Below are 24226 nucleotides of genomic sequence, written 5' to 3' on the forward strand. Positions count from 1 at the left end.
CCCTCCCGAAAGGAACGACAATGCGTCTCGCCACCCTCCGAACCCCCACCGGCACCCGCGCCGTGCGCGTCGAGTCCGACACCACCGCGGTGCCGGTCCCCGGCCACGCGGACGTCGGCTCCCTGCTGCGGGAGGAGGACTGGGCTCAGATCGCCGCGGACGCCCCGGGCGCCCCGGTCGAGTTCGAGCCGAAGGACCTGGCTCCGGTGGTCCCCGCGCCGCGGAAGATCATCTGCGTCGGGCTGAACTACGCCAACCACATCAGGGAGATGGGGCGCACGCCCGCCGAGTACCCCACGCTCTTCATCAAGTTCGCCGACGCGCTGACCGGCCCGGCCGACGACGTCGTCGTGCCCGAGTGGGCCAACAAGGCGCTGGACTGGGAGGGCGAGCTGGCCGTGGTCATCGGCAAACGCGCCCGCCGCGTCACCGCGGCCGAGGCCGGCGCGCACATCGCCGGCTACGCGGTGATGAACGACTACTCGCTGCGCGACTTCCAGAACCGCACGCTGCAGTGGCACCAGGGCAAGTCCCTCGAGGGTTCAGCAGGCTTCGGTCCCTGGCTGACCACGGCCGACTCCTGGCAGCGCGGCGGGGAGCTGGCGACCTGGCTCAACGGTGAAAAGGTCCAGTCCACCCCCACCGACGACCTCGTCTTCACCCCGGAGGACCTGATCGCCTACATCACGCACCTCTACCCGCTGGACCCGGGCGACGTCATCGTGACCGGCACCCCGGGCGGGGTGGGCCACGCCCGCGACCCGCGCCGTTACCTCACCGACGGCGACGTCGTGGCCGTGGAGATCGCCGGGCTCGGCCGCATCGAGAACCGGACCGTCTTCGAGCGCTGAGCCCCGCGCTGGCTCTAGCGCCCGCCTACCAGCGCCGGGCGCGCTGCACCGCCGCCGCCGAGTAGTCTCCCTCGGCGCGCAGGCGGCGGTGCACCACCGGGCATGCGATGCACCGCGGGTGCGAGCGGCAGCACTTCGACTTCACGTGGACGCCCAGCGGGTTGTCCGGGCTCGGCGGCGCGAACGGGTTGCGCGCCTGGTGCCAGTCGTCGGGGGCGGCCGCGGCCAGGTCCGTCACCGACAGCCCGCGGCGGTAGAGCGCCCGCAGGCCGACGCGCTTCCTACGCCCCATCGTCGACCGCCCCACGGTCCGCCCCGTCGGCACCCGAGAGATACGCCACGATCTGGCCGGCCGGGGCGGCCTTCGCGTCCCGGTAGTTCTCTCCCGCCAGGCAGTAGGCGAACTCCGGCTCGCCGCGCAGCGGCTTCTGCATCATGTTCAGCTGCGGGTAGCTCGGCGGCAGCTCGCGGTGGGCACGCGTGAACGCCGTCTCCAGGCCGCGCGCGTGCCGCCCCGAGAACGCCCGCGTCGTCTCCGTGTCCGCCTCGCCTGCGGCCAGCAGCTGACGGTTCGCCGCCGAGGTGCCGGCCTCCTCAGACAGCAGGAACGCCGAGCCGCAGGCCACGGCGGCGACGCCGGGCCAGGTCAGCGCACGGGCGACGCGGCGCGGCGTCGTCAATCCGCCGGCGGCGACCAACGGCAGGTCGGTGACCTCGGCGACGGCGGCGACCAGCGCCGACAGCGGCCGCAGGTCCGGCAGCGTCTCCACCGTCCAGGTGCCGCGGTGCCCGCCGGCCTCGGGGCCCTGGACCACCAGCGCGTCCGCCCCGGCGCGCGCGGCGGCCACCGCGTCGCGCTCGTGGGTGACGGTCACCCAGGCCTCGATCCCGGCCTCGTGCAGCGCCGCGGTCTCCTCGAGGGTGAAGCGGCCGAAGGTGCAGCTGACCACGGCGGGCCCGCGCCCGGCGCGCGCGGCGTCGAGCACGGCGGCGAACTTGCCGTCCCAGCCGTAGTCGTAGTCGACCTCGGGCACCCGGGGCCGCTCCAGGCCGCGCTCGGCGAAGTACGGCTCGAGCAGGCGGGCGACCTCGCGGACCTGGCCCAGCGAGTGGTACGGGTTCTGGCGGGCGAAGAGGTTCACGCCCCACGCACCCGCGGCCGGGTCCACCTCCCCGAGCTGCGGGGTGAACTTCTCCGCCGGCAGTGTGCCTCCGGCGAGAAAGCCCAGGCCACCGGCCCGCGCCACGGCCTCGACCAGGCGCGGAGTCGAGGGCCCGCCGGCCATGGGCGCGGCGATGACGGGGACGGCCAGCTGGGAGAGGATGCTCATGCCCCCAGCGTATGTGAAACGATGCTCTACCGTGAACGTCCTGCAGAATCTCCTCGCCCGCCTCCGCCCCGCCGAGCCCGCCGAGCCCGCCCCGGAGCCGGCCGCCCCGGAGCGCGCCGACTGGCTCGTCGTCGGCCTGGGCAACCCCGGCGCACAGTACGGGGCCACCCGCCACAACGCCGGGCACATGGTCCTCGACGAACTCGCGGACACCGACCTCTCCGAGGCCGCCGGTGCGACGGTGGTGACCCTGCGCCCGCGCACCTACATGAACCTCTCCGGCGAGGCCGTCGCTCCCCTGGCCCGCCGCCTGGGCGTGCCGGCCGAGCGGGTCATCGTCGTCCACGACGAGCTCGACCTCGCCCCGGGCGTGGTGCGCGTGCGCGCCGGCGGCTCCGAGAACGGCCACCGGGGGCTCAAATCCCTGACCGGGCACCTGGACACCCGCGACTACCTGCGCGTGCGCGTGGGCGTGGGTCGCCCTCCGCAGGGCATGTCCGTGCCGGACTGGGTGCTCGCCCCGATTGACGACGCCGCGTCGGCCGACCTGGGTGCCGGAGTCGCCCTCGCCGCGCGCGCCGTGGAGCTCATCGTCTCCGAGGGGCTCACCGCCGCGCAGAACCGGATCCACCGGCGACTAGGCTAGATCCCCATGACCGACACCGCCGCGCAAGCCAGCCGCCGCCGCACCTTCGCCGTGATCGCCCACCCGGACGCGGGTAAGTCCACGCTGACGGAGGCGCTGGCCCTGCACGCGCACATGATCGCCGAGGCGGGCGCCGTCCACGGCAAGGCCGGCCGCAAGTCCACCGTCTCCGACTGGATGGACATGGAGAAGGACCGCGGCATCTCGATCGCCTCCTCGGCCCTGCAGTTCGAGTACGCCCCGGAGGGCGACGCGGCCGCCGCCGAGGACCCTTACGTGATCAATCTCGTGGACACCCCCGGCCACGCGGACTTCTCCGAGGACACCTACCGCGTGCTCATGGCCGTCGACGCCGCGGTGATGCTCATCGACGCCGCCAAGGGCCTCGAGCCGCAGACCCTGCAGCTGTTCCGCGTGTGCAAGGCGCGCGGCCTGCCGATCGTCACCGTGATCAACAAGTGGGACCGCCCGGGCCGCGAGCCGCTCGAGCTCGTCGACGAGATCGTCACCGAGATCGGCCTGCAGCCCACCCCGCTGTACTGGCCGGTCGGCGAGGCCGGCGACTTCCGCGGCCTGGCCCGGGTCAGCGCCGACGGCGAGGTCGACGAGTACGTCCACTTCCTGCGCACCGCCGGCGGCGCCCACATCAGCCCCGAGGAGCACTACTCCCCCGACGCCGCCCTCGAGCGCGAGGACGGCGCCTGGGAGCGCGCGGTCGAGGAGGCCGAGCTGCTCGCCGCCGACGGCGCCGTGCACGACCAGGACCTCTTCGAGGCCTGCGAGACCTCCCCGCTCATCTTCGCCTCGGCGATGCTCAACTTCGGCGTCCACCAGATCCTGGACACGCTGTGCGCGCTGGCCCCGGCGCCCTCGGCCCGCGAGTCCGACCCGGAGGCCGTGGCCGCGTCGACCACCGCGATGGACTCCGGGCGCTCCGTCGACGACGACTTCTCCGGCGTGGTCTTCAAGGTGCAGGCGGGCATGGACCGCCGCCACCGCGACACCCTGGCCTTCATGCGCGTCGTCTCCGGCGAGTTCGACCGCGGCATGCAGGTCACCCACGCCCAGTCGGGCCGCTCCTTCTCCACCAAGTACGCGCTGACCGTCTTCGGGCGCACCCGCGAGACCGTCGAGACGGCCTACCCGGGCGACATCGTCGGCCTGGTCAACGCCGGCGCGCTCGCCCCGGGCGACACGATCTACGCCGGCCGTGCCGTGCAGTACCCGCCGATGCCGCAGTTCGCCCCGGAGCACTTCCGCACCCTGCGCGCGAAGTCGCTGGGCAAGTACAAGCAGTTCCGCAAGGCGCTCGAGCAGCTCGACGCCGAGGGCGTGGTCCAGATCCTGCGCAACGACGCCCGCGGCGAGGCCGCCCCGGTCATGGCCGCGGTCGGCCCGATGCAGTTCGAGGTCATGCAGGCGCGCATGGAGAACGAGTACAACGTCGAGACGGTCACCGACCCGATCCCCTACTCGGTGGCCCGCCGCACCGACGCCGAGAGCGTCGAGGGGCTCAACCGCCAGCGCGGCGTGGAGTGCTTCACCCGCACCGACGGCGAGCTGATCGCCCTGTTCGGCGACAAGTGGAAGCTCGCCTTCATCGAGCGCGAGCACCCCGAGTTCACCCTCGAGCCCCTGGTGGCCGACTGATGGGCCTGCGCGAGTGGTGGCGCAAAAGACGCCCGGCGCCGCTTGTCGACGCCCCGTCGGCCCCCGTCGAGCTGCCCGCGCGCACCGTCGCCGTGCACACGGCCGAGTCCATGGTGGTGGTCACCGTCGACGCCGACGCCGCCGCCGGGCTGCTGCCGGCGCTTGCCGACGCGTCCGCGCCCGTGCGCCTGACGGCGCCCGGGGCGCGGCCGGTCAGCTTTCTGCCCGCTCTCGACCCGCGCCAGGCGCCCACCCTCGACCCCGACGAGGGCTGGCTGATCCCGCTGACCGACCAGGTTCGCGCGGACCTGATCTCCCTGGTGCGCCCGGAGCCGGGCGCCTGGGAGATCCCGGGGATCAACCTCGGCGTCGTCGTCGAGGCCTAGACCAGGGCGAGAACTCCCATGCCCGTGAGCAGCACGGCGACCAGGTAGCCGGCGCAGCGGGCCATCAGGGTCGGCCGCGCGCGCATCCAGGCGAAGGCCCGGCCCGCGGACGAGTCCGGCCGGGCGCGCACGAGGCCGACGAAGACGGCCGAGAGCGCCGGCAGGCTCAGCGCCAGCGAGGCGTAGCCGACAAGCCCCAGGTAGCGCTCGACGACCCCGAAGCCGCCGGCGCTGATCGCGGCGAGGCCGGCGTAGAAGGGCGCCGAGGTCGCCGACTGGATCGCGCCGAGCACCACGCCGACGAGCACCGTGGCCCGCGAGGGGCTCAGCAGCGGCTTCAGCACCCGGTCGACCATCGCGGAGTTGCCGCCGGGCTTCGCCCGCCAGGTCGCCACGAGCGAGGCCAGGCCGACGGCTATGAGCACGATGCCGAAGGCCGGCGACTCGAGGAAGCGGGCGACCACGTCGCCGAGACCGTCGAAGACGAGCAGCACGACCAGCGAGAGGCCGAAGACACCCAGCCAGTCGCCGGCGATGAGCAGTCCGGCGGTGCCCCGGTAGCGCCCCTCGCGCGGCAGCATGACGCCGAGCGCGACGACGACGCCGATCAACAGCACGTTGACGGAGTCGAGCAGGGCGAAGGAGACGGCGTGGAACAAGGCGATCCTCTCGGAGCGGGAGTGACCCGCCCAGCCTAGCCACCGGCGTCGTCAATCCGCACCTGCGGACACCACGCAAATGCTCGACATTTTCCCGCGAGTTAACCCGAATTCAACTTCGAATTCTTTTCCAGGCCCCGGAGTGGACATTCACCCCTCCCCCGACCTGCGGGAAGTCCACCGGAACGCTTAGAATGTGCAAATAGCCCAAAAGGTTGCGCAGAAGCCCCCACAGGGCTCCCGCGCGTCATTTTGTCCGCTTAATTGTAGGGAGAAGCATCGTGAAGATTGTCGTACTCGGCGGCGACGGATTCTGCGGGTGGCCGACGGCCCTCCACCTGTCGGACGCGGGACACGACGTGACGATCGTGGACAACTTCTCCCGGCGCGCCATCGACGAGGAACTCGGCGCGAGCTCGCTGACCCCCATCCGTCCGCTCGCCGAGCGCCTCGACGCCTGGGAGGAAGTCTCGGGCAAGCGCATCGGCTTCGCCCAGATCGACGTCGCCCGCGACTACGACGCCCTGCTCGCGCTCATCGGGGACGAGGAGAACGGCCCGGACGCGGTGGTGCACTTCGCCGAGCAGCGCGCCGCGCCGTACTCGATGAAGAACTCGCGCACCAAGCGCTACACGGTGGACAACAACACCAACGCCACCCACAACCTGCTGTGCGCCGTCGTCGAGTCCGGCCGCGACGTCCACGTCGTCCACCTGGGCACCATGGGTGTGTACGGCTACGGCACCGCGGGCATGAAGATCCCGGAGGGCTACCTGACCGTCCAGGTCACCGCCGACGAGGACGCCGAGGGCAACCCCGCCGAGCCGCACCAGGTCAGCCAGGAGATCCTCTACCCGTCCAACCCCGGCAGCGTCTACCACATGACGAAGGTGCTCGACCAGCACCTCTTCGCCTACTACGCCAAGAACGACCGGCTGCGCATCACCGACCTGCACCAGGGCATCATCTGGGGCACGCACACCCCGCAGACCGAGCGCGACGAGCGGCTGATCAACCGCTTCGACTACGACGGCGACTACGGCACCGTGCTCAACCGCTTCCTCGTGCAGGCCGCGCTCGGCTACCCGCTGACCGTCCACGGCACCGGCGGACAGACCCGCGCGTTCATCCACATCCGCGACATGGTCCGCTGCATCGAGTTGGCCCTGGCCAACCCGCCGGAGCGCGGCGACCGGGTCAAGATCTTCAACCAGATGACCGAGACGCACCGCGTGCGCGACCTCGCCGAGCTGCTCGCGCGCATCTCCGACGCGCACGTCGCCCACGTGCCCAACCCGCGCAACGAGTCCGCCGAGAACGAGCTGCACGTGGTCAACGACGCCTTCCTCAAGCTGGGGCTCAAGCCCACGACGCTGTCCGACGGCCTGCTCCACGAGGTCGAGGAGACCGCCCGCCGCTACGCCGACCGCGTGGACCTGGACAAGATCCCGGCGCGCTCGCTGTGGACGCGCGGCAACCAGGCCGGCGTGCCCGAGGGCGCCCCGACCCGGCAGGCCTGATGCGCGTCACCCTGTTCACGGAGGTCTTCCTCCCCAAGGTCGACGGCGTGGTCACCCGGGTGACCCGCACCGTCGAGCAGCTGACCGCACTCGGCCACGAGGTGCAGGTCGTGGCACCGGGCACCCCGCCGCGCGAGTTCGCCGGCGCCCGGGTGGTGCGCGTGCCCTCGCTGCCGCTGTGGCCGGTCTACCCCGAGCTGAGCTTCGGGCTACCCACCCCGGCCCCGTTGGCCGCCGTGCACCGCTTCGACCCCGACGTCGTGCACGCCGTCAACCCGGTGTGGACCGCGGCCGCGGGCGTCCTCTACGCCCGGGCCACGGGGCGCCCGCTGCTGGCCAGCTACCACACGAACGTGCCCGACTACACGGCCGCGCTCGGCATCGGTTTCGCCCGCAGGCCCGCGGAGTGGGTCATCCGCGCCCTGCACAACCGCGCGCAGGTCAACCTGTGCACCTCCGCGCCGATGGTCGAGCAGGCCCGCGAGTCCGGCATCGAGCGCGTCAACCTGTGGCCCAAGGCCGTCGACACCGTCACCTTCACCCCCGCCGCCGCCGAGCCGGCCGTGCGCGTCCGGCTCACCGACGGCCACCCCGAGGCCCCGCTGGTCGCCTACGTCGGCCGGATGAGCCGGGAGAAGAGCCTCGACCGCCTGCCCGGTGTCATGGCCGAGCTGCGCCGGCGCGTCCCCGGCGCACGGCTGGCCATGGTCGGCGACGGCCCGCACCTCGAGCGCCTGCGCGCCGGCTTCGACCCGGACTCCACCGTGTTCACCGGGTACCTCACCGGCGCCGACCTGGCCGCCGCCTACGCCGCCGCCGACGTCTTCGTCTTCCCCTCGACCACGGAGACCCTCGGGCTCGTGGCCCTCGAGGCCATGGCCTCCGGGGTGCCCGTGGTCGGCGCGCGCGCCGGCGGCATCCCCTTCGTCGTCGACGACCCGGCCACCGGACGCCTGGTGGACCCGGAGGCCGGCGACGCCCGCTGGGCCGAGGTCATCGCCGGACTGCTCGACGACGCCGCGTCGCGTGAGCGCCTGGCGCGCGCCGCCCGCGCCGAGGCCGGGCGCCACTCCTGGCGTGCGGCCACCGGGCGCCTCGTCGGCTTCTACCGCCTCGCCGCCCGGCGCCGCGGCTCAAGTTAGCGTGCCCCCGCCACCCCCGGGGTTGGCGTTCCCCCCTCCCCCCCCGGGGCGGGCGGCATAATGACGACGCCGGGGAAGCTTTTCGTTCGGCACTACTATCGTTGTCGGACCGATGAGCGGGACGGAGTCGAAGATGGGTCTGCGGGAGACGAAGAAGGCCGCCATGCGCGCGGCGATGTCCGAGGCGGCGGCCCCGAGGGCATGGCCGCGATCTTCCGCATCGCCGACTTCCTCGAGACCACCTCGGGTGCCGACCTGAGCGCCACCGTCGACGCCGAGCTGCTGCCGATCATCGACGAGTTCCGCACCCGCCACCCCCAGCTGAGCCGCTTCGAGGCCGGCGTGGGCCTGGACCTGCTGGCGACCACGGCCGCCAACGCGCTGGAGGCCTACTACGCCTCCGAGGCCCCGCGGGACCCGGAGCACGGGGTGGAGCTGCTCCACCAGGCCTTCCGCATCCCGCGCGCGCTCAACTGAGCGCCGCGGCGAAGTCCGCCGCGTCCACCTCCGCGACCTCCGCCGGATTGAAGGCGGGCTCGCGGTCCTTGTCCACGAGCACCGCGCGCACGCCCTCGGCGAAGTCCGGCCGGGCGCGCAGCACCGCGGCCAGGCGCCGCTCCCGCTCGAGGGCGTCGGCGAGGTCCGCCTCCGCGTTCGCGGTGAACACCAGCGTTGTGGCCACCAGCGACGAGGGGCTGGCCTGCGCGGTCAGCTCCGCGACCCGCTCCCCCAGCTCCGCGTTCGCGGGACGCTCCAGCCGCTCGAGCACCTCCGGCCAGGTCTCGGCCGCGAAGGCGTCCCCGATCTGATCGGCCAGCCCCACCAGGCGGTTCTCCCCCGCGGGCTCGGTGGCCAGCCGCCGCACGGCGCCGTCCACGCCCTCGGCGATGACGGCCCGACGCACCTCATCGGCGTCGGCCTCCCCGAGCGAGGCGGTCGACAGCCCCGTCCAGGCCATCTCCGCGGCGTTGAGCCGGAAGCCGGTCAGCGCGAGGAAGGCGCCCATCGCGCGCCCGCCGCGCAACTGCTGGAAGCGCCGGCTCATCCCGACGTCGGTGCAGAAGCCGATGGCCATCTCCGGCATTGAGGCGCTGGCCCGGTCGGTGGCCAGCACATGCGAGCCGTGCGCCGAGACGCCGAGTCCGCCGCCCATGGTCACCCCGTCGAGCAGCGCGACGTACGGCTTGGGGTACTCCGAGATCGCGAGGTTCATCGCGTACTCCTCGGCGAAGAAGGCCTCGATCTCCCCGTCGCGCCCGGCGAGCACGCCCTCGCGGGCGGCGCGCACGTCCCCGCCGGCGCAGAAGGCCTTGGGGCTGGCGGAGACCACGAGCACCTGGTCCACGGCGTCGTCGTCGCGCCAGGCGTCGAGCGCGGCGGTGATCTCCCGGACCATCCCGAGGTTCAGGCTGTTGAGCGCGCGCGGGCGGGTCAGCTCGATCAGGCCGGTAGACTCGACCCGGCTGCACCGCACCGGGGCATCGGAGGCGTTCGTCGTGTCCGTCATGCGACCAGTGTCGCACATCACCACTTCTGCCACGGGCGGCCCAGCGAAATTCTTCCCCGATCCCCCAGGAGGACACCCGGTGGCACCCCGCCTCGTCGCAGTCGACATGGACGGAACCTTCCTCGACCCGGACGGGCGCGTGCCCGCCGGCTTCGCCGAGCTGTATCCCCGCCTCACCGCCGCGGGCGTCGTCTTCACGCCCGCCTCGGGCCGCCAGCTGCGCACGCTGGCCGACATGTTCGGCGAGCTCGGCGCGCAGATGAGCTACATCGCGGAGAACGGCGCCGTCGTCGTCCACCACGGCGAGGTCACCTCCACCACCGCGATGCCGGCCGAACCCGTGCACGCCGTCATCGACGCCGTCGCGGCCTTCAACGCCGCAGGCGGCCACGCCCCGCTGTGGCTGCTGGTGTGCCGCCCCGAGGTCGCCTACCTCACCGACCCCGCAGCCGCCGGGGACCCGGAGGTGGTCAAGTACTACCACTCCGTCGAGGTCACCGCCGACCTGCACGCGGTCGCCGACGCCGGGGACGTCGTCAAGCTCGCGGTGTTCACCCCCGAGGACGCCGAGACCGTCGCCGCGCCCGCGCTGCGCGAGGCCGCCGGCGGGATGAGCGTCGTGGTCTCCGGCGCGCACTGGATCGACGTGATGAGCCCCGAGGCCGACAAGGGCCGCGCCCTGCGCGAGCTCGCCGGCTACCTCGGCTGCCCGCGCGAGGAGACGGTCGCCTTCGGCGACTACCTCAACGACTACGAGCTGCTGCGCGCCGCCGGCACCGCCTACGCGATGGCGAACGCGCACCCGAGACTCAAGGAGATCGCGGACCACATCGCGCCCTCGAACGCCGAGCACGGCGTGATCACCGTGCTCGAGGGGTACGTCTAGTGCCCCGGGGCCACGTCTAGTCCGCCAGCACGGCGAGCAGCGTGACCAGGCCCACGGGCACGAGCAGCGCGGCCAGGATCCCCCAGGCGGCGGGCCGGGCGAAGTTGAGCGTCACCCCGGTGCCGTCGGAGCTCTCGACGAGCACGCGCCCGTCGTCGCCGTCGAAGTAGACCACCCCGGAGCCCCGGAAGCCGAGGACCAGCCAGGCGAGCAGCGCCACCGTGCCGGCCAGGAAGAACCAGACGGAGGAGAACACCTGCCACACCGCCGCGTCGTCTCCGGCGGCGGTGCGCGTCAGCCCGTGCACGAAGAGCGCGCACACCAGGCTCATGCCCGCCATGAAGGACCCGATCGCGTGCTGGCGCCCCCGCACGCGGATCACCGCCGCACAGCCGGCCTGGACGACCAACAGGATCCCCGGGACCAGGGCGTGCAGCCCGAGGAAGCCCGCCAGGGTCTTCGCCTGGAAGCCGTCGGGGCCGTCCGCGCCCCAGTGCACGGGCATGGGATCGGGCACGGCGTCGAAGTAGGAGGCGGCGAAGGCGACGGTGGCCACGAGGACCAGGGCCGTCGCCGCGAGCCAGCCGGCGGCCGCACGCACCATGTCAGTCCTTCTTGTGCTTCTTGGCCTTCTTCTTGCCGGACTTCTCCGACTTGACCCTGCCCTTCTCCAGCTTCGTGGCCACGTCGGGCACGTAGCGGAACTCCTTGCGGGGCGGGCGCTCGTAGTCGTTGTCGGAGACGGGCCGCGAGGGGATCTCCGGCAGCGGCCGGTCGATCTTCTCGTAGGGCACGGTGGACAAAAGGTGCGAGATGACGTTGATGCGTGAGCGCTTCTTGTCCTCGCTCTCGACGGTGTACCAGGGCGCGGCCGGGATGTCGGTGTGGATGAACATCTCGTCCTTGGCCCGCGAGTAGTCCTCCCAGCGGGTGATGGACTGCAGGTCCATCGGGGAGAGCTTCCAGCGGCGCAGCGGGTCGTTGCGCCGGGAGCGGAAGCGGGCGATCTGCTCCTCGTCGGAGACGGAGAACCAGTACTTGCGCAGCATGATGCCGTCCTCGACGAGCAGGCGCTCGAAGATCGGCGCCTGGTGCAGGAAGCGGCGGTACTCCTCGGAGGTGCAGAAGCCCATCACGCGCTCGACGCCGGCGCGGTTGTACCAGGAGCGGTCGAAGATGACGATCTCGCCGGCGGTGGGCAGGCGCTCGACGTAGCGCTGGAAGTACCACTGCCCCTTCTCCCGCGAGTTCGGGGCGGGCAGCGCCTCGATGCGGCAGGTGCGCGGGTTGAGGTACTGGGTGATGCGCTTGATCGCCGAGCCCTTGCCGGCGGCGTCGCGGCCCTCCATGATGATCACGAGCCGCGCGCCCGTCTCGACGACCCACTGCTGCATGTCGACCAGCTCGGCCTGGAGCCGCTTGAGCTCCTTCTCGTAGGCCTTCTTGTTCAGCTTGGGCGGGTCAGTGGGCTCGTCGACGGTGCCGTGCTCGCCGGTGGTGGCTTGTGCGCTCATGTCACATAACCCTACCGCCCCGCCCGGAGGGGGTGAAACGTCAGTCGACCTTGAACTCGGCCATCGCGTCCCACTCGGTCTTGCCCTCGATCAGGGTGTTGATGATCTCCGGGGTACGGGTCAGGAGCTGCGGGAACAGCTCCTGGGCGGCCTTGAAGTGGTCGCTGCCCACGTGCGCCTCGGCGGCGTCGTCGTGGAAGGCCTCGATGAGGATGTACTCCTCCGGGTCGTCGGTGTTGCGGAACCAGTCGAAGAAGATGTTGCCCTCCTCGGCGCGCGAGGCGTCGGTGAAGTCGGCGACCTTCTCGCGGAAGTTCTCCACGTACTCGGGCTTCGGACGGAACTTGACGTTGATGAGGATCATGGGCCCGATGCTAATCCCTTCAGCTTGACGACGTCGCGTCCACGACCGCGCCGAGCGTGCGCTCGGCGTCGGCGACGCGCGCGGCGTCGTCAATCCCGCCGACGGCGGCGAAGCCGGCGACGAGGGCGTCGCCGTAGTTGTGGCCGTGGCCCTGCGGGACGTTCTGGCTGACCGGCAGGTCCGCCGAGACCTGCAGGAAGGTGACCACGGGCAACCAGGTCATGCCGGGCAGCCGGTCCACCCCGGCCGGTTCCTTGAGCCAGTCCGGCTCGGTGAACAGCAGCTGCGGCGACCACCAGACCACCGGGTCGGAGGGATGCTGGATGTAGAGCATGCGCGTCGGGCCCCACTCGACGTCGTCGTCGCTCAAAGCCCCCACCTCTGCGGCGTCCTGGGCGAAGCGGACGACGAGGCCGGCGGAGTACTCGGGGTCGACCTCGCGGGTGCCCGGGTCACGGCGGTCGACGAAGGTGCGCCACAGCGGGTTGAAGTTCGGCGGGCCGGTCAGGAGGATCCCGTCGACGGAGTTGGCGATGTCGCGCATGCCGGAGAAGGCGGACTCGACCGCCGAGGAGCCCAGCGACTCGCCGTAGAGGTAGAGGCGCGGGCGGTCGTCCTCGGGCAGCCTGTTCCACCAGTCGACGACGGGCGTGATCATCTCGCGGCCGGCCTCCTGGACGCGCTGGCCGCCGGCGAGGAAGTGGAAGGCCGAGGGCAGGTAGGAGTACTGCGCCGCGGCGACGGCGGTGTCGCCGCCGTAGAGCGCCTCGAAGGCCTGCGCGGCGTGCGGGTTGACCCACCCGGTGCCCGTGGTCATCACCAGCAGCAGCGCCTCGCGGTCGCGCGCGCCGGTGCGCTCGAGCTCGTCGATGAGCAGCCCCGCGCGCTCGCGCACGTCGACGGCACTGCGCAGGCCCGCGTAGACGCGCACCGGCTCGCGGGCGGGACGCCCGGAGACGTCCTCGAGCTCTCCGGCGCGCAGGCCCCCGTCGACGAAGCTCATGCCCTGGGTGCCCAGGGTGTCGAAGGCGATCTCGGAGTCCGGGGAGCCGGAGCGCTCGGGTTCCTCCGGGGCGTGCACTCCGGGCTCGGGTTCCGCGTCGCGGCCGGCGAAGACGGCCTCGCCGACGCGCACCGCCGTGCCCGGGATGACGCGTTCGACGGCGAAGACGCACAGCAGCACCACGGCCGTCCAGCCGACCAGGCGCCGGCCGAGCCCGCGGCGGTCGCGTTCGGAGACCGGCAGCCGCGCGGTGATCGCGTGCGCCAGGCGGCGCAGCAGCCGGCCGAGGGCGACCATGGCCAAAAAGACCGCGAAGCCGACGGGCACGACCAGGAAGAAGGTCCACACCGAGTAGGCCTCCGCACCGGTCAGCTCGGCGATGGCGTGCTGCCAGCGCACGGCGAAGAGCACCCAGCCGATGACGACGGCGACCACGAGGACCGTCTCGGCGACCTCGAGGCGCATGCGGGTGTGCTCGGAGAGCCGGTCAAGGCGCTCGAAGGCGCCGCCCAGGCGCGGGTGGATCCACCGCAGCCACACCTGGTGCACGCCGAGGGCGGTGACGTAGCCGATGCCCGCGGCGATGCCGGAGACCACGCCCTGGTAGAAGAAGTCGCGCGGCAGCAGCGAGGGCGTGAGCCCCAGCATGAACATCAGGCCCGCGCCGACGAGTCCCCACGGGTCCAGCCGGAAGCTGAACCAGAGCCGGGAGATCCGGCCCACCTAGCTCTCCATCTCCTCGGCGGTGGCCAGCCACTCGGTCTCGGCCTCCGAGTGCTTCTCGCGCACCGCGCGCAGCTCGCCGTCGAGCTCGGTCAGCCGCGCGGTGTCCGGGCCCTCGGGGTCCTGGGCCACCCGCGCCATCTCGGCCTCGAGCTCCTCGATGCGCGTGGAGTGCTTGGTCATCTCGCGCTCGAGGCGGCCGAGCTTCTTGGACAGCTCGTGGTACTCCTTGCCGCTCAGCTTCGGCGCGGGCTTCTCCTGCTCCTCCTGCTGGGCCGCACCACCAGCGCCACCGGCGCCACCGGCGCCGGAGAGGTCCACCGGGCCGTTTGTTCCGGCCCCGGCCGCACGGCGGGCGGCGAGGTACTGGTCGATGCCGCCGGGCAGGTTGGTCAGCTTGCCGTCACCGAAGAGCGCCCAGGTCGAGTCCGCGATGCGCTCGATGAGGTAGCGGTCGTGGGAGACGACGACGAGCGTGCCCGCCCAGCCGTCGAGGAGGTCCTCGAGCTCCTGGAGGGTGTCGATGTCCAGGTCGTTGGTCGGCTCATCGAGCAGCAGCACGTTCGGCTCGGCCATGAGCACGCGGGTCAGCTGCAGGCGGCGGCGCTCGCCGCCGGAGAGGTCGCGGATGAAGGTGCGCTGCCGCTTGGCGGAGAAGCCGAGTCGCTCAGCCAACTGCGAGGCCGAGAGCTCCTTCTTGCCCAGCTGCACGTAGGTGGCCACGTCCTCGACGGCGTCGATGAGGCGGCGGTCGCCGTCGAGGTCGTCGAGCTCCTGGCGCAGCCAGCCCAGCCGCACCGTCTGGCCCTCGACGCGCTTGCCCGCGGCCAGCGGGTACGCTCCGGCGAGCACGCGCAAAAGCGTCGTCTTGCCGGAGCCGTTGACGCCGACCAGGCCGATGCGCTCGCCCGGGCCCAGCCGCCAGGTCAGGTCGTCGACCAGCGTGCGCCCGTCCGGGGTCTCCACGCGGGCGTCCTCGAGGTCGATGACGCGCTTGCCCAGCCGGCGTCTCGAGAACGCGGTCAGCTCGACGGTGTCGCGCGGGGCGGGCACGTCGGCGATGAGCGCCTCGGCGGCCTCGATACGGTAGCGCGGCTTCGAGGTGCGCGCCGGCGCGCCGCGGCGCAGCCAGGCCAGCTCCTTGCGGGCCAGGTTGCGGCGGCGCTGCTCGGCGGCGTCGGCCTGCCGCGCGCGCTCGGCGCGCGCGAAGGTCCAGTCGTTGTAGCCGCCCTCGTAGACGTCGACGGTACCGTCGTGGACCTCCCAGGTGTGGTTGGCCACTGTGTCGAGGAACCAGCGGTCGTGGGTGACCACGACCACGGCGATCCGGCGGGCAAGCAGGTGGTCGGCCAGCCACTGCACGCCCTCGACGTCGAGGTGGTTGGTCGGCTCGTCGAGCAGCACCAGGTCCAGGTCGCGCACCAGCGCCGCGGCGAGGCTCACGCGCCGGCGCTCACCGCCGGAGAGCGAGCCGACGGGGGTCTCCAGACCGAGCTCGGCCACGCCGAGCCCGCCGAGGACCTCGCGCACCCGCGCGTTCGAGGCCCACTCGAAGGTGGCCACGCCCAGCGGGGCGAGCACGACGTCGGCGACGGTGGCCTCCGGGTCGAGCTCGGCGCGCTGGGTCACCACGGCCATGTCCAGGCCGCGGTTGTGGCTCACGCGCCCGGAGTCCGGCTCGATGATGCCGGCCAGGATCTCCAGCAGGGTGGTCTTGCCGCCGCCGTTGAGGCCGACCACGCCGATGCGGTCGCCGGTCTGCACGCCGAGGCTGACGCCGTCGAGCAGGGTCTTGAGCCCGTAGGACTGGGAGACGTTCTCCAGGTTGATCAGGTTCGCCATAACGGCTCACCAGTCTAGGCCAACCACCCCGGGCTGCGGCCCCTCGGCCACGAACGCCGCGCGGCACAGGTTCGCGCCGGTCAGTTCGTCGGCCACGGCCTCCGCGTCCGTCCCCGAGGCGCACAGGAACGCCATCGTCGGGCCCGAGCCCGAGAGCATCGTGCGTAGCGCCCCGGCCCCGCGGGCGGCCTCGCGCATCCGGCGCAGGTCCGGGCGCAGCGAGAAGGCCGCGGCCTCGAGGTCGTTGTGCATCGCCTCGGCCAGCGCGCGGGCGTCGCCGGCGGCCACGGCGGAGAGCACCGCGGTGGCGTCCGTGCGCGGGCCCGGGAGCTTGCCGGCGTCGCGCAGCTCGTCGAGCTTGGCGAAGACCTCCGGGGTCGACAGCCCCTGCGCCGAGACCGCGAAGACCCAGTGGAAGGTGCCGCGGGCGAGCACGGGCACGAGCTTCTCGCCGCGCCCGGTGCCCAGCGCCGTGCCGCCGCGCAGGGTGAAGGGCACGTCCGAGCCCAGCTGCGCGGCCATCTCGAGCAGCGCGGCCTCGCCGAGCCCCGCGCCCAGCAGCCGGTCGGCGGCCACGAGCGCGCCCGCGGCGTCCGCCGAGCCGCCGGCCATGCCGCCGGCGGTCGGGATGCCCTTGTCGATGTGCACGCCCAGGTCCACCTCGCGCCCGGTGCGCTCGACGACGGCGCGCGCCGCGCGCGCGGCGAGGTTGGTCGGGTCGGCCGGCACGCGCTCGGCGTCGAGACCCGCGACGGTGACCTCCTCACGCCCGGCGGTGACCGTCACGTCGTCGTGAAGCGAGACGGCCTGGAAGATGGTGGACAGCTCGTGGAAGCCGTCGGCGCGCCGCTCCCCCACCCCGAGGAAGAGGTTGACCTTGGCGTGCGCGCGCACGCTCACCGCGGACGTCACTTGACCCCCGCGAGGCGCACGAAGTCGGCCACGCCGAGCTTCTCGCCGCGCTGGCGCGGGTCGATGCCGGCGGCGACCAGGGCCTCCTCGGCCGCGGCGGCCGAGCCGAAGTGGCCGGAAAGTGCCGCGCGCAGGGTCTTGCGGCGCTGGGCGAAGGCGGCGTCGACGAGGGGGAAGACGCGCGCCCGGGTGGCCTCGTCGGGCTCCCAGTCCACCGCGCCCGGGGTATGACAGGTCACGGCGACGAGCCCGGAGGCGACGTTGGGCGCCGGCCAGAAGACGTTCTTGCCGATCGCCCCGGCGCGGCGCACCTCGCCGTAGAAGGCGGCCTTGACGCTGGGCACGCCGTAGATCCGGGAGCCGGGCGCGGCGGCGAGCCGGTCGGCGACCTCCGCCTGGACCATCACGAGCACGCGCCGGATCGTCGGGAAGGTCGCCAGCATGTGCAGCAGCACCGGCACGGCGACGTTGTAGGGCAGGTTGGCCACCAGCGCGTCCGGGGCGTCGAGCTCACCGGCGCCGATGCGCAGCGCGTCGCGGTTCAGCACCTCGAGGTGCTCGGCTGCCTCGGGCGCGCGCCGGGCGACGGTGGCGGGCAACTCGGCGGCCAGGCGCGGGTCGATCTCGACGGCGGTGACGCGCGCGGCGGCGTCGAGCAGGCCGAGGGTCAGCGAGCCCAGCCCGGGGCCGACCTCGACGACGTGGTCGTCCGCACGCACGTCGGCGGCCGCGACAATGCGGCGCACCGTGTTCGGGTCGACGACGAAGTTCTGGCCGAGTTTCTTGGTGGGGGTCACGTCGAGACGCTCGGCGAGCGAGCGGATCTCGGCGGGCCCGAGCAACTGCGCGGGCACGCGCTAGCGCAGCCCGAGCTTGGCGGTGCAGGCGGGCCAGGCGCCCCAGCCCTGCGCGGCCTGGGTCTTCTCCGCGATGGCGATCTGCTGCTCGCGGGTGGCCTGGTCGGCGGTCGGCGCGTACTGGGTGCCGCCGTAGGCCGCCCAGGTGCCCTGGTTGAACTGCAGGCCGCCCTGGTAGCCGTTGCCGGTGTTGATCGACCAGTTGCCGCCGGACTCGCACTGCGCGATGGCGTCCCACACGGAGCCGTCGGCGACGGCCGGGGCGTCGTCGGACTTGGTGCCGCGCTTGATCGTGGCCGGGGTGGCCGGGGCGATCTCCTTCTCGCGGAGGATGATGTTCTCGGTCTCGTGGCCGTCGACGGTGATGATCTTGCGGGTCACGGTGCGCTTGCCGGGGGTGCCCTCCTCGACGACGGTCTCCTCGCCCTCGGGGGCCTCCGGGTCGTCGACGTAGTTCGCCGGGACGTCGAACTCCTCGTCGCCGGTGACCTCGTTCTCCTCGACGCGGTCGATCTTGACGGTCATGCCCGCGGTGACGGCCTCGCCGGCGCCAGGCAGGACGCGGTCGTGCTCGCCGAGCTCGACGCCGCGGTCCTCGAGCACGTCGCCGACGGTCTTGCCAGCGGTGGAGAGGTAGGAGACGGTGCCGCCGTCGTTGAAGGCGATGATCTTCGGGCTGGTGACCTCGAGCTTCATGCCCTCGGTGACCTTGCCGTCGGTGTCGCCGGAGACCGAGGAGCCGGGGCGGATGCCCGGGACCTCACGCAGCAGGTCCTCGACGGTCGCGGCGGTGGAGGTCAGCTCGTGCTCCTGGCCGTCGACGACCACGGCGACCGGCTTGGCGGTGCGCACGGTGACAGTCTCACCGTTGCTCAGCTTCTCCGAGGGCGCCGGGTAGACCAGGTCCTCCGTGCCGACCTCGATGTCGGCCTGCTCGAGTACGCCGGCGACGTCGCCGGACATGCTGGTCAGCTCCATGGCCTCGCCGTTGACGTCGAGGGTGACGCTCTTCTGCGCGGCAGCGACGCCCACGCCACCAACCACGAGGGTGGCGAGCACGCCACCGGTGGCGAGCCGCAGCGGCACGCTGCGGCTGGCGTTGATCCGGGAGATCGGGGACTGGTGCTGTGCGGTCATTCGGTGCGGCATCCCTTGTCTGCGTCTGTGTGGTCTGTGGCGGCTGCGGGCCCGCCGTCCGCGAGCCCGTAAAACGTAGGTAACAGTACGGTAACGGTCCCGCAGTGTCCAGTCACCGTCCCGGCCGCGTCACACCCCCGTGGCAAGGATCACAGGGACACCCACCCCAGCAATCACAGCCACCTCACCTGCACCTCCGCCCCCCTGGGCTGCCTCAGATCCCGTAGACGCGGTCGAAGGTCGCCGAGACCTCCGCCGCCAGCTCCGCCGGCTCCTGCCCGCGTGCCTCGGCCACACAGTAGGCCGTGTGCCCGACGAAGGCGGGCTCGTTGCGCGTGCCCCGGTAGGGCTCCGGGGTCATAAAGGGCGCGTCGGTCTCGATGAGCAGCTGGCCCGCCGGCGCCGCGGCCGCCGCCGCGCGCAGCTCGTCGTTGCGCTTAAAGGTCACATTGCCCGCGAAGCTGAGCACGTAGCCGCGCTCGATGGCCTCGTGGGCGACGTCCAGCGGCGAGGAGAAGCAGTGCAGCACGACCTCGCGCGGCTCCGGCGCGTCGGCAAGGATGCGCATCAGGTCCGCGTCGCCCTCCCGGTTGTGGATCATCAGGGCCTTGCCCGTGGCCACCGCGAGGTCGATGTGCCAGCGCAGCGCGTCCTCCTGCACCTCCAGCGGCGCGGTCTCCTCCGGCTTGTGCCGGATCCAGTAGGTGTCCAGGCCCGTCTCCCCGACCGCCACGCAACGCGGGTCGCGCGCCATCTCCGCCAACCTGGCACGCGCGGCGTCGTCAAGCTCCCGCGCCCGGGTGGGGTGGATCGCGCACGCCGCCCACACGCGCGGGTTGTGCTGCGCCGCGACCAGCGCGTCCTCGGCCTCGGCGAGCCCGTCGCCGACGGTGCAGATCTTGCCGACGCCGGCGGCCACGGCTCGTTCGACGAAGGCGTCGACCTCGGCGCCGGTGCGCGCCCCGCAGCTGGCCAGGTGCGTGTGGGCGTCGACGATACCGGGCAGGGCCTCGGCGGGCAGCGGCGTGGGCTTGGGCTTCTTCTTCGACATGCTCCCGATTCTAAGCGGCTAGCCTTGGCGCCATGAGAGCCGTCGCCGTATTCGATTCCCTGCCCGTCGACGCCCCGGACGCCTTCCGCGACGTCGAGATCCCCGAGCCCACGCCCGGACCGCACGACGTGGTCGTGCGCGTGGCCGCCGCCTCGCTCAACCCCATCGACACGAAGATGCGGATGCGCGCCGGCAGGCGCGAGGAACCGCTCGTGCTCGGCTACGACGCCGTCGGCACCGTCACCGCGCTCGGCGCCGAGGCCTCCCGCTTCGCCGTCGGCGACCGCGTCTTCTACGCCGGCACCAACAACCGCCCCGGCTCCAACGCCGAGCTCCAGGCCGTCGACGAGCGCATCATCGCCCACGCGCCCGCCACGCTCTCCGACGCCGACGCCGCCGCACTCCCCCTGGTCTCCCTGACCGCCTGGGAGGCGCTCTTCGACCGGCTCGCCGTCTCCACGCTCAGCCACGGCCGCCTGCTCGTGCTCGGCGGCGCGGGCGGGGTGCCCACCCAGGTCATCCAGCTCGCCCGCGCGCTCACCGGCCTCGAGGTCGTGGCCACCGCCTCGCGCGAGGCCTCCCGCGACTGGGTCCGCGGCCTCGGCGCACACCGGGTCGTCGACCACTCGCGCGACCTGGTCGAGCAGCTCGGCGAGAATTCGGTGAACTTCGTCTTCTCCTCGCGCACCGACGCACGCGAGGCCGAGCTCGCCCAGGTGATGAAGGCGCAGTCGAAGCTGGTGCTCATCGACGACCCCCGCGACTTCACCATCGCCCCCTTCAAGTCGAAGGCGATCCAGGTCGGCTGGGAGTCCATGTTCGCCCGGCCCGTGCACGCCACGGCCGACATCGCCGCCCAGGGCGAGGCGCTGCGTCGCGTGGCCGACCTCGTCGACACCGGCCGCATCCGCGCGGTCACCGGAGAGGTGCTCCACGGCCTCGACGCCGCCACCGTGCGCCGCGGCCACGAGCTGATGGAGGCCGCGCGCGCCGTCGGCAAGGTGGCGCTCGTCTACTGAGGTTCTGCGGGGTCGCGGCGGGGGTCCCGGCGGGGGACGCAACGGGAGTGTGACGCCTGCGCGGCGGGGGCGTGACCCCCGTCGCACAGGACGTCTGACCTGCGGAGGTGACACTTTTCTGACCAGGGGTAAGGCGTTGCCCAGAAAACAGTACGCATACACGGTTAAGGGTGCTCTAGCTTTGGAGTTGCCTGGCAACTCACTGGGTTGATCATCACTTCTCAGAGAAAGAGTCGTATGTCTGCCAGTGACACTCGCGGCGACGCGACACCGTTGGAGATTGACGCGAAGATGGCCAAGTGGGCCGATCTCTGCGCGAAGCTCTCGCTGGTCGTCATCGCCCTCGGCGCCGTGTCGGCGCGATCATCTAGGTGGCCGTCGACGGCGCACTCGGCGAAGACCTCGGCGCACTGATCTGGGTCGCCGGCGGCTCCGGCGCCATCGCCCTGATCTCCATTCGCCAGGCCCTGCTCGCGGAAAGGATCTGACGCACCATGGAGCTGCAAGGAATCACCTACAACACCACGATGGGTCTCGTCGTCGGTGTCATCATGATCCTGGTGCCGATCTTCCTGCGCACCGCCCTGGCCCGCACGGGCCGCACCCTGTCCGGCTTCGGCTACGCCTTCGTCATCCTGGGCCTCTACCTGGGGGCCACCGGCCTGCACATGACGCTGACCTGGCCGCTCGAGCAGATCGACGGCGCCTTCTGCTGTGCCGTCGACAACGTGACCTTCGGTGAGCCGGCCGCGTTCTACGGCATCATCCCCCTCATCGCCGGCCTGCACTTCGGCCAGCGGCGTCCGCCGGCAGTCGAGCCGATCGCGCGCATGCTCGAGGGCAGCCTGCTTGAGCCGCTGACCGTGTTCACCATGAACTTCGGTACCGGTGTCGCGCCGATGCTCTCGCCGTTCGCGCTGACCAACAAGAAGGTACGCACCATCTTCATCTGCATCACCTGGTTCATCGGCATGACGTGGACGTTCCTGGGACTCACCCTCTTCTACGGGCACGTGGGCTTCTTCCCGTTCCCGTTCAACGAGCCGGTCCCGCCCCCGACGCTCTAGCCGTCGCGCCGTGACGCCCCCTCCCGGGAGGGCGTTTTCGCATCTTCAGGGACTTTTTGTTCTTGTGGTTTCCGGTCCAGGCGCGCCGTTCCCCGTATTCAATTGCCGACGTCCCCGTGGTCACTGTCGGTGGAGTTGCTGCGGGTAGGTGCGGGTTGGCGCGGGAGCGCCTTCGTTGCAGCAATCTGCTGCGCCCATCCCCCGGCGCCCCTCTCTATCTCTCACTCCCCTGTGCCAGCCCCGACCGCAGTGATCTACTGCAAGCCCATCCGGTCCCGCCAATGCCGGCTTCGGGGCGTAGGCGCAGTGATCCATTGCAAGGCCCTCGACGTCAGGTTCTCGATGACCCCGATGAGGCTATGCAGTAACCCACTGCAAGCTCGCCTACCCCAGAGCTCTACCGACCGTTGGCCACCCGATGCAGTGACTCGCTGCAAACCCCGATAGCCCCGAGGGGCCGGCTGCCCCGATCCCGGGTCGCAGTGACTTACTTCAAGCCTCGGCATGAGGAACCACTGAGTAGCGGTGCAGTGACCTACTGCAAGCCTCGGCAGTCCCCAGGATCCGTCGCCCGCCCAGCACCGATGCAGTGACCTACCGCAAGACCCACCCAGCCCCGCAGCAGCCGACTTCGGGAAGGCGGTGCAGTAATCCACTGCAAGGCCCTCGAGGTCAGGTTCTCAGCAACCCGATGAGGCGATGCAGTAACCCACTGCAAGGCCGCCCACCCCAGCGCCCTGCGACCGTTAGTCACCCGATGCAGTGACTCACTGCAAGGTTCCTTCGCGCCCCGGGCCCCGGACCGGGGATCGCGATGCAGTGACTTACTGCAACCCCACCCGAGACCACCACAGCTTGGACACGAGGCGGTGGCTCGTCTGAAACTCACAGCCCACGTTCGAACACACAGGCTACCCATGTCCCACCCCTGCGCTACACTGAAACCCGAACACACAAGGCACCACAAAGTGCCAGTACACGCCACATAGCCAGGGGGTAGAAAGGACCATGCGACACCACCGCGGACGACCCAAAGGCCACCACACACCATCGAACACCCGCATGAGAAGGAAGCTCGGCCGGCGCCAGGCCCGCCGCAGGATCATCCGCCAGGCGACCACCAGGTGCCAACGTGTCACCGCCAAGAAGATCACGACCACCCTGCGCGCACGCCAAACCGCCCGCGACCAACGCGAAGCCGACCTACGCCTGACGCGGGCAAACCGTTGGCGCAACAACCAGGTCCCCGGCGGCCACATCCCACCTGCCGACGGCACCAACCCACCCAACTACTTCTCGAACACCGACCAGACCGACCCCGTGGCCGTGAAAAGCCGGCTCAAGCGCCGGCTGGACTACGAGATCTGGATGGACAACCAACCCCGCCGAGATGAGACCATCACCTCCTACTCGACACGCATGGCAGCCAGTACCGCTGTCAGCCGGTACACCATCAAAGACTCCTATGTGGCCTCACTGGGTGCCTTCATCGACAAACTGCCGCGTTTGAAGGCCCTGCAGGAGATGCTCTTCCACATCGAGGTCGCATCTCTTCGCACCATCGGCGCGGCCGTCATGGCCGTGGGGGACCCCGAGATACTGGCGAGGATCGATGAGGCCATCACCGACTTTCTCACCCCTACCGCACCCAGGCAGGCGTTTCCGACGACGGCGAAGATCAGCGACACGATCAACGAACTGGTCAACCTCTACGACCCTAAGGTCCGCCTGCCCCGCGACTTCGACGAAGAAGGCAAACCGGCACCTGTTCCCGGGATCTTCGAGTCGAACGACTCGATTCCCGGGCTGACCGAGTACTACCTGACCTTGCCTGATGATCAGGCGAGCATCCTCAACAGTGCCCTGCGGACAAGGGTGCTCTCGGAGGGGATCAGTCTGACTGAGGCGTTCTACAGGCTTTTAATGGACAACATCACCATCGCGGTGACCAAATGGGTCTACCAGGCAGGCGATCTGATCAAGGCACCCATGTGGATGCCGGGTGTCGGCTGGTTGTCACCTGCCGCGCAGGCCAGGTGGGAGGCGATGATCACCTCGGTCAAGGACGCCACCGAAGGCCGGCGGGAGGAGACCGCCGCGCATGATCCGACGATGGGTCTTAATGCCTGGCTGACCGGTGTGCACGCGGATTGTTCGGG

At 71.5% G+C, this 24226-nt stretch carries 25 protein-coding genes; 12 read left to right on the forward strand and 13 right to left on the reverse strand.

Translation table 11 applies throughout. From position 1 onward, the window contains the following. Positions 1–20 precede the first annotated feature (20 nt). Positions 21–851, forward strand: coding sequence for a fumarylacetoacetate hydrolase family protein (locus QQA02_RS04895; protein ID WP_284863459.1), 831 nt, complete (start codon positions 21–23; stop codon positions 849–851). 25 nt (positions 852–876) lie between these two features. On the opposite strand, the gene QQA02_RS04900 is transcribed toward QQA02_RS04895, so the two are convergent. Next, positions 877–1143: a hypothetical protein gene (locus QQA02_RS04900; protein ID WP_284863460.1), complete on the reverse strand. Its 267-nt coding sequence runs from the start codon at positions 1141–1143 to the stop codon at positions 877–879. Next, positions 1133–2182: an NAD(P)H-dependent flavin oxidoreductase gene (locus tag QQA02_RS04905; RefSeq protein ID WP_284863461.1), complete on the reverse strand. Its 1050-nt coding sequence runs from the start codon at positions 2180–2182 to the stop codon at positions 1133–1135. The genes QQA02_RS04900 and QQA02_RS04905 overlap by 11 nt, the downstream gene beginning before the upstream one ends. A gap of 31 nt (positions 2183–2213) precedes the next feature. Between QQA02_RS04905 and pth the strand changes: the two genes are divergently transcribed. From pth to QQA02_RS04920, 3 genes are read left to right on the forward strand one after another with little or no spacing between them, the layout of a single operon-like run. Beyond that, positions 2214–2828: an aminoacyl-tRNA hydrolase gene (pth, locus tag QQA02_RS04910; RefSeq protein ID WP_502870975.1), complete on the forward strand. Its 615-nt coding sequence runs from the start codon at positions 2214–2216 to the stop codon at positions 2826–2828. Positions 2829–2834: 6 nt separating this feature from the next. Then, positions 2835–4478, forward strand: a complete 1644-nt coding sequence (locus QQA02_RS04915) for a peptide chain release factor 3 (protein WP_284863465.1) — start codon at positions 2835–2837, stop codon at positions 4476–4478. Next, positions 4478–4864, forward strand: coding sequence for a hypothetical protein (locus QQA02_RS04920; protein WP_284772819.1), 387 nt, complete (start codon positions 4478–4480; stop codon positions 4862–4864). Before QQA02_RS04915 ends, QQA02_RS04920 begins: the two co-directional genes overlap by 1 nt. Here QQA02_RS04920 and QQA02_RS04925 read toward each other — a convergent pair. Beyond that, positions 4861–5523 (reverse strand): hypothetical protein, encoded by a 663-nt coding sequence (locus QQA02_RS04925; RefSeq protein WP_284772818.1) that lies wholly within the window; start codon positions 5521–5523, stop codon positions 4861–4863. The genes QQA02_RS04920 and QQA02_RS04925 overlap by 4 nt on opposite strands. A gap of 281 nt (positions 5524–5804) precedes the next feature. On the opposite strand from QQA02_RS04925, the gene QQA02_RS04930 reads away from it, so the two are divergent. From QQA02_RS04930 to QQA02_RS04940, 3 genes are all read left to right on the forward strand, one after another. Continuing rightward, the gene (locus QQA02_RS04930) at positions 5805–7043 is read left to right on the forward strand and encodes an NAD-dependent epimerase/dehydratase family protein (protein ID WP_284863466.1); all 1239 of its coding nucleotides are present in this window, start codon (positions 5805–5807) and stop codon (positions 7041–7043) included. After that, complete coding sequence (locus QQA02_RS04935; protein WP_284863468.1) at positions 7043–8185, forward strand: glycosyltransferase family 4 protein; 1143 nt, start codon at positions 7043–7045, stop codon at positions 8183–8185. Before QQA02_RS04930 ends, QQA02_RS04935 begins: the two co-directional genes overlap by 1 nt. Positions 8186–8386: 201 nt before the next feature. After that, positions 8387–8662 (forward strand): hypothetical protein, encoded by a 276-nt coding sequence (locus QQA02_RS04940; RefSeq protein WP_284863470.1) that lies wholly within the window; start codon positions 8387–8389, stop codon positions 8660–8662. On the opposite strand, the gene QQA02_RS04945 is transcribed toward QQA02_RS04940, so the two are convergent. Next, positions 8655–9692, reverse strand: a complete 1038-nt coding sequence (locus QQA02_RS04945; RefSeq protein WP_284863471.1) for a 3-hydroxyisobutyryl-CoA hydrolase — start codon at positions 9690–9692, stop codon at positions 8655–8657. The two genes, QQA02_RS04940 and QQA02_RS04945, sit on opposite strands and share 8 nt — an antisense overlap. Positions 9693–9771: 79 nt before the next feature. Between QQA02_RS04945 and QQA02_RS04950 the strand changes: the two genes are divergently transcribed. Continuing rightward, entirely contained in the window at positions 9772–10578 is an 807-nt protein-coding gene (locus QQA02_RS04950; protein WP_284772810.1) for an HAD family hydrolase, read from the forward strand. Positions 10579–10594: 16 nt separating this feature from the next. Here the strand turns inward: QQA02_RS04950 and QQA02_RS04955 are convergent, their stop codons facing one another. From QQA02_RS04955 to QQA02_RS04995, 9 genes are all read right to left on the reverse strand, one after another. Next, positions 10595–11182: a DUF1648 domain-containing protein gene (locus QQA02_RS04955; RefSeq protein WP_284863472.1), complete on the reverse strand. Its 588-nt coding sequence runs from the start codon at positions 11180–11182 to the stop codon at positions 10595–10597. A gap of 1 nt (position 11183) precedes the next feature. Continuing rightward, positions 11184–12092: a polyphosphate kinase 2 gene (gene ppk2, locus QQA02_RS04960; RefSeq protein ID WP_284772807.1), complete on the reverse strand. Its 909-nt coding sequence runs from the start codon at positions 12090–12092 to the stop codon at positions 11184–11186. Positions 12093–12132: 40 nt separating this feature from the next. Then, positions 12133–12456 (reverse strand): putative quinol monooxygenase, encoded by a 324-nt coding sequence (locus QQA02_RS04965; protein WP_284772805.1) that lies wholly within the window; start codon positions 12454–12456, stop codon positions 12133–12135. A gap of 19 nt (positions 12457–12475) precedes the next feature. Further along, positions 12476–14182 carry an alpha/beta hydrolase gene (locus tag QQA02_RS04970; RefSeq protein WP_284863473.1) on the reverse strand — a complete coding sequence of 569 codons (1707 nt, stop codon included), beginning with the start codon at positions 14180–14182 and terminating at the stop codon, positions 12476–12478. After that, positions 14183–16024, reverse strand: coding sequence for an ABC-F family ATP-binding cassette domain-containing protein (locus QQA02_RS04975; protein ID WP_284863474.1), 1842 nt, complete (start codon positions 16022–16024; stop codon positions 14183–14185). It abuts the gene before it with no gap. Between the two features lie 6 nt (positions 16025–16030). Next, entirely contained in the window at positions 16031–16924 is an 894-nt protein-coding gene (locus tag QQA02_RS04980; RefSeq protein ID WP_284772800.1) for a 4-(cytidine 5'-diphospho)-2-C-methyl-D-erythritol kinase, read from the reverse strand. Between the two features lie 8 nt (positions 16925–16932). Beyond that, a complete protein-coding gene (gene rsmA / locus QQA02_RS04985) occupies positions 16933–17790 on the reverse strand; it encodes a 16S rRNA (adenine(1518)-N(6)/adenine(1519)-N(6))-dimethyltransferase RsmA (protein WP_284772799.1) in 858 nt (285 codons plus the stop codon). Positions 17791–17793: 3 nt separating this feature from the next. Next, positions 17794–18930, reverse strand: a complete 1137-nt coding sequence (locus QQA02_RS04990) for a resuscitation-promoting factor (protein ID WP_284863475.1) — start codon at positions 18928–18930, stop codon at positions 17794–17796. Positions 18931–19144: 214 nt separating this feature from the next. Then, complete coding sequence (locus QQA02_RS04995) at positions 19145–19981, reverse strand: TatD family hydrolase (protein WP_284863476.1); 837 nt, start codon at positions 19979–19981, stop codon at positions 19145–19147. A 32-nt stretch (positions 19982–20013) separates the two neighbouring features. On the opposite strand from QQA02_RS04995, the gene QQA02_RS05000 reads away from it, so the two are divergent. The 4 genes from QQA02_RS05000 to QQA02_RS05015 form a co-directional block, all read left to right on the forward strand. Next, positions 20014–21000: a zinc-binding alcohol dehydrogenase family protein gene (locus QQA02_RS05000; RefSeq protein WP_284863477.1), complete on the forward strand. Its 987-nt coding sequence runs from the start codon at positions 20014–20016 to the stop codon at positions 20998–21000. Between the two features lie 237 nt (positions 21001–21237). Continuing rightward, the gene (locus QQA02_RS05005) at positions 21238–21414 is read left to right on the forward strand and encodes a hypothetical protein (protein WP_284863478.1); all 177 of its coding nucleotides are present in this window, start codon (positions 21238–21240) and stop codon (positions 21412–21414) included. A gap of 80 nt (positions 21415–21494) precedes the next feature. After that, positions 21495–22067 (forward strand): DUF981 family protein, encoded by a 573-nt coding sequence (locus QQA02_RS05010; protein ID WP_284863479.1) that lies wholly within the window; start codon positions 21495–21497, stop codon positions 22065–22067. Between the two features lie 1062 nt (positions 22068–23129). Further along, on the forward strand, positions 23130–24226 hold a 1097-nt coding region (locus tag QQA02_RS05015), incomplete at its 3' end, for a hypothetical protein (RefSeq protein ID WP_284863480.1).

This window comes from Corynebacterium sp. MSK006 (genome assembly GCF_030232385.1).
GTDB lineage: Bacteria > Actinomycetota > Actinomycetes > Mycobacteriales > Mycobacteriaceae > Corynebacterium > Corynebacterium frankenforstense_A.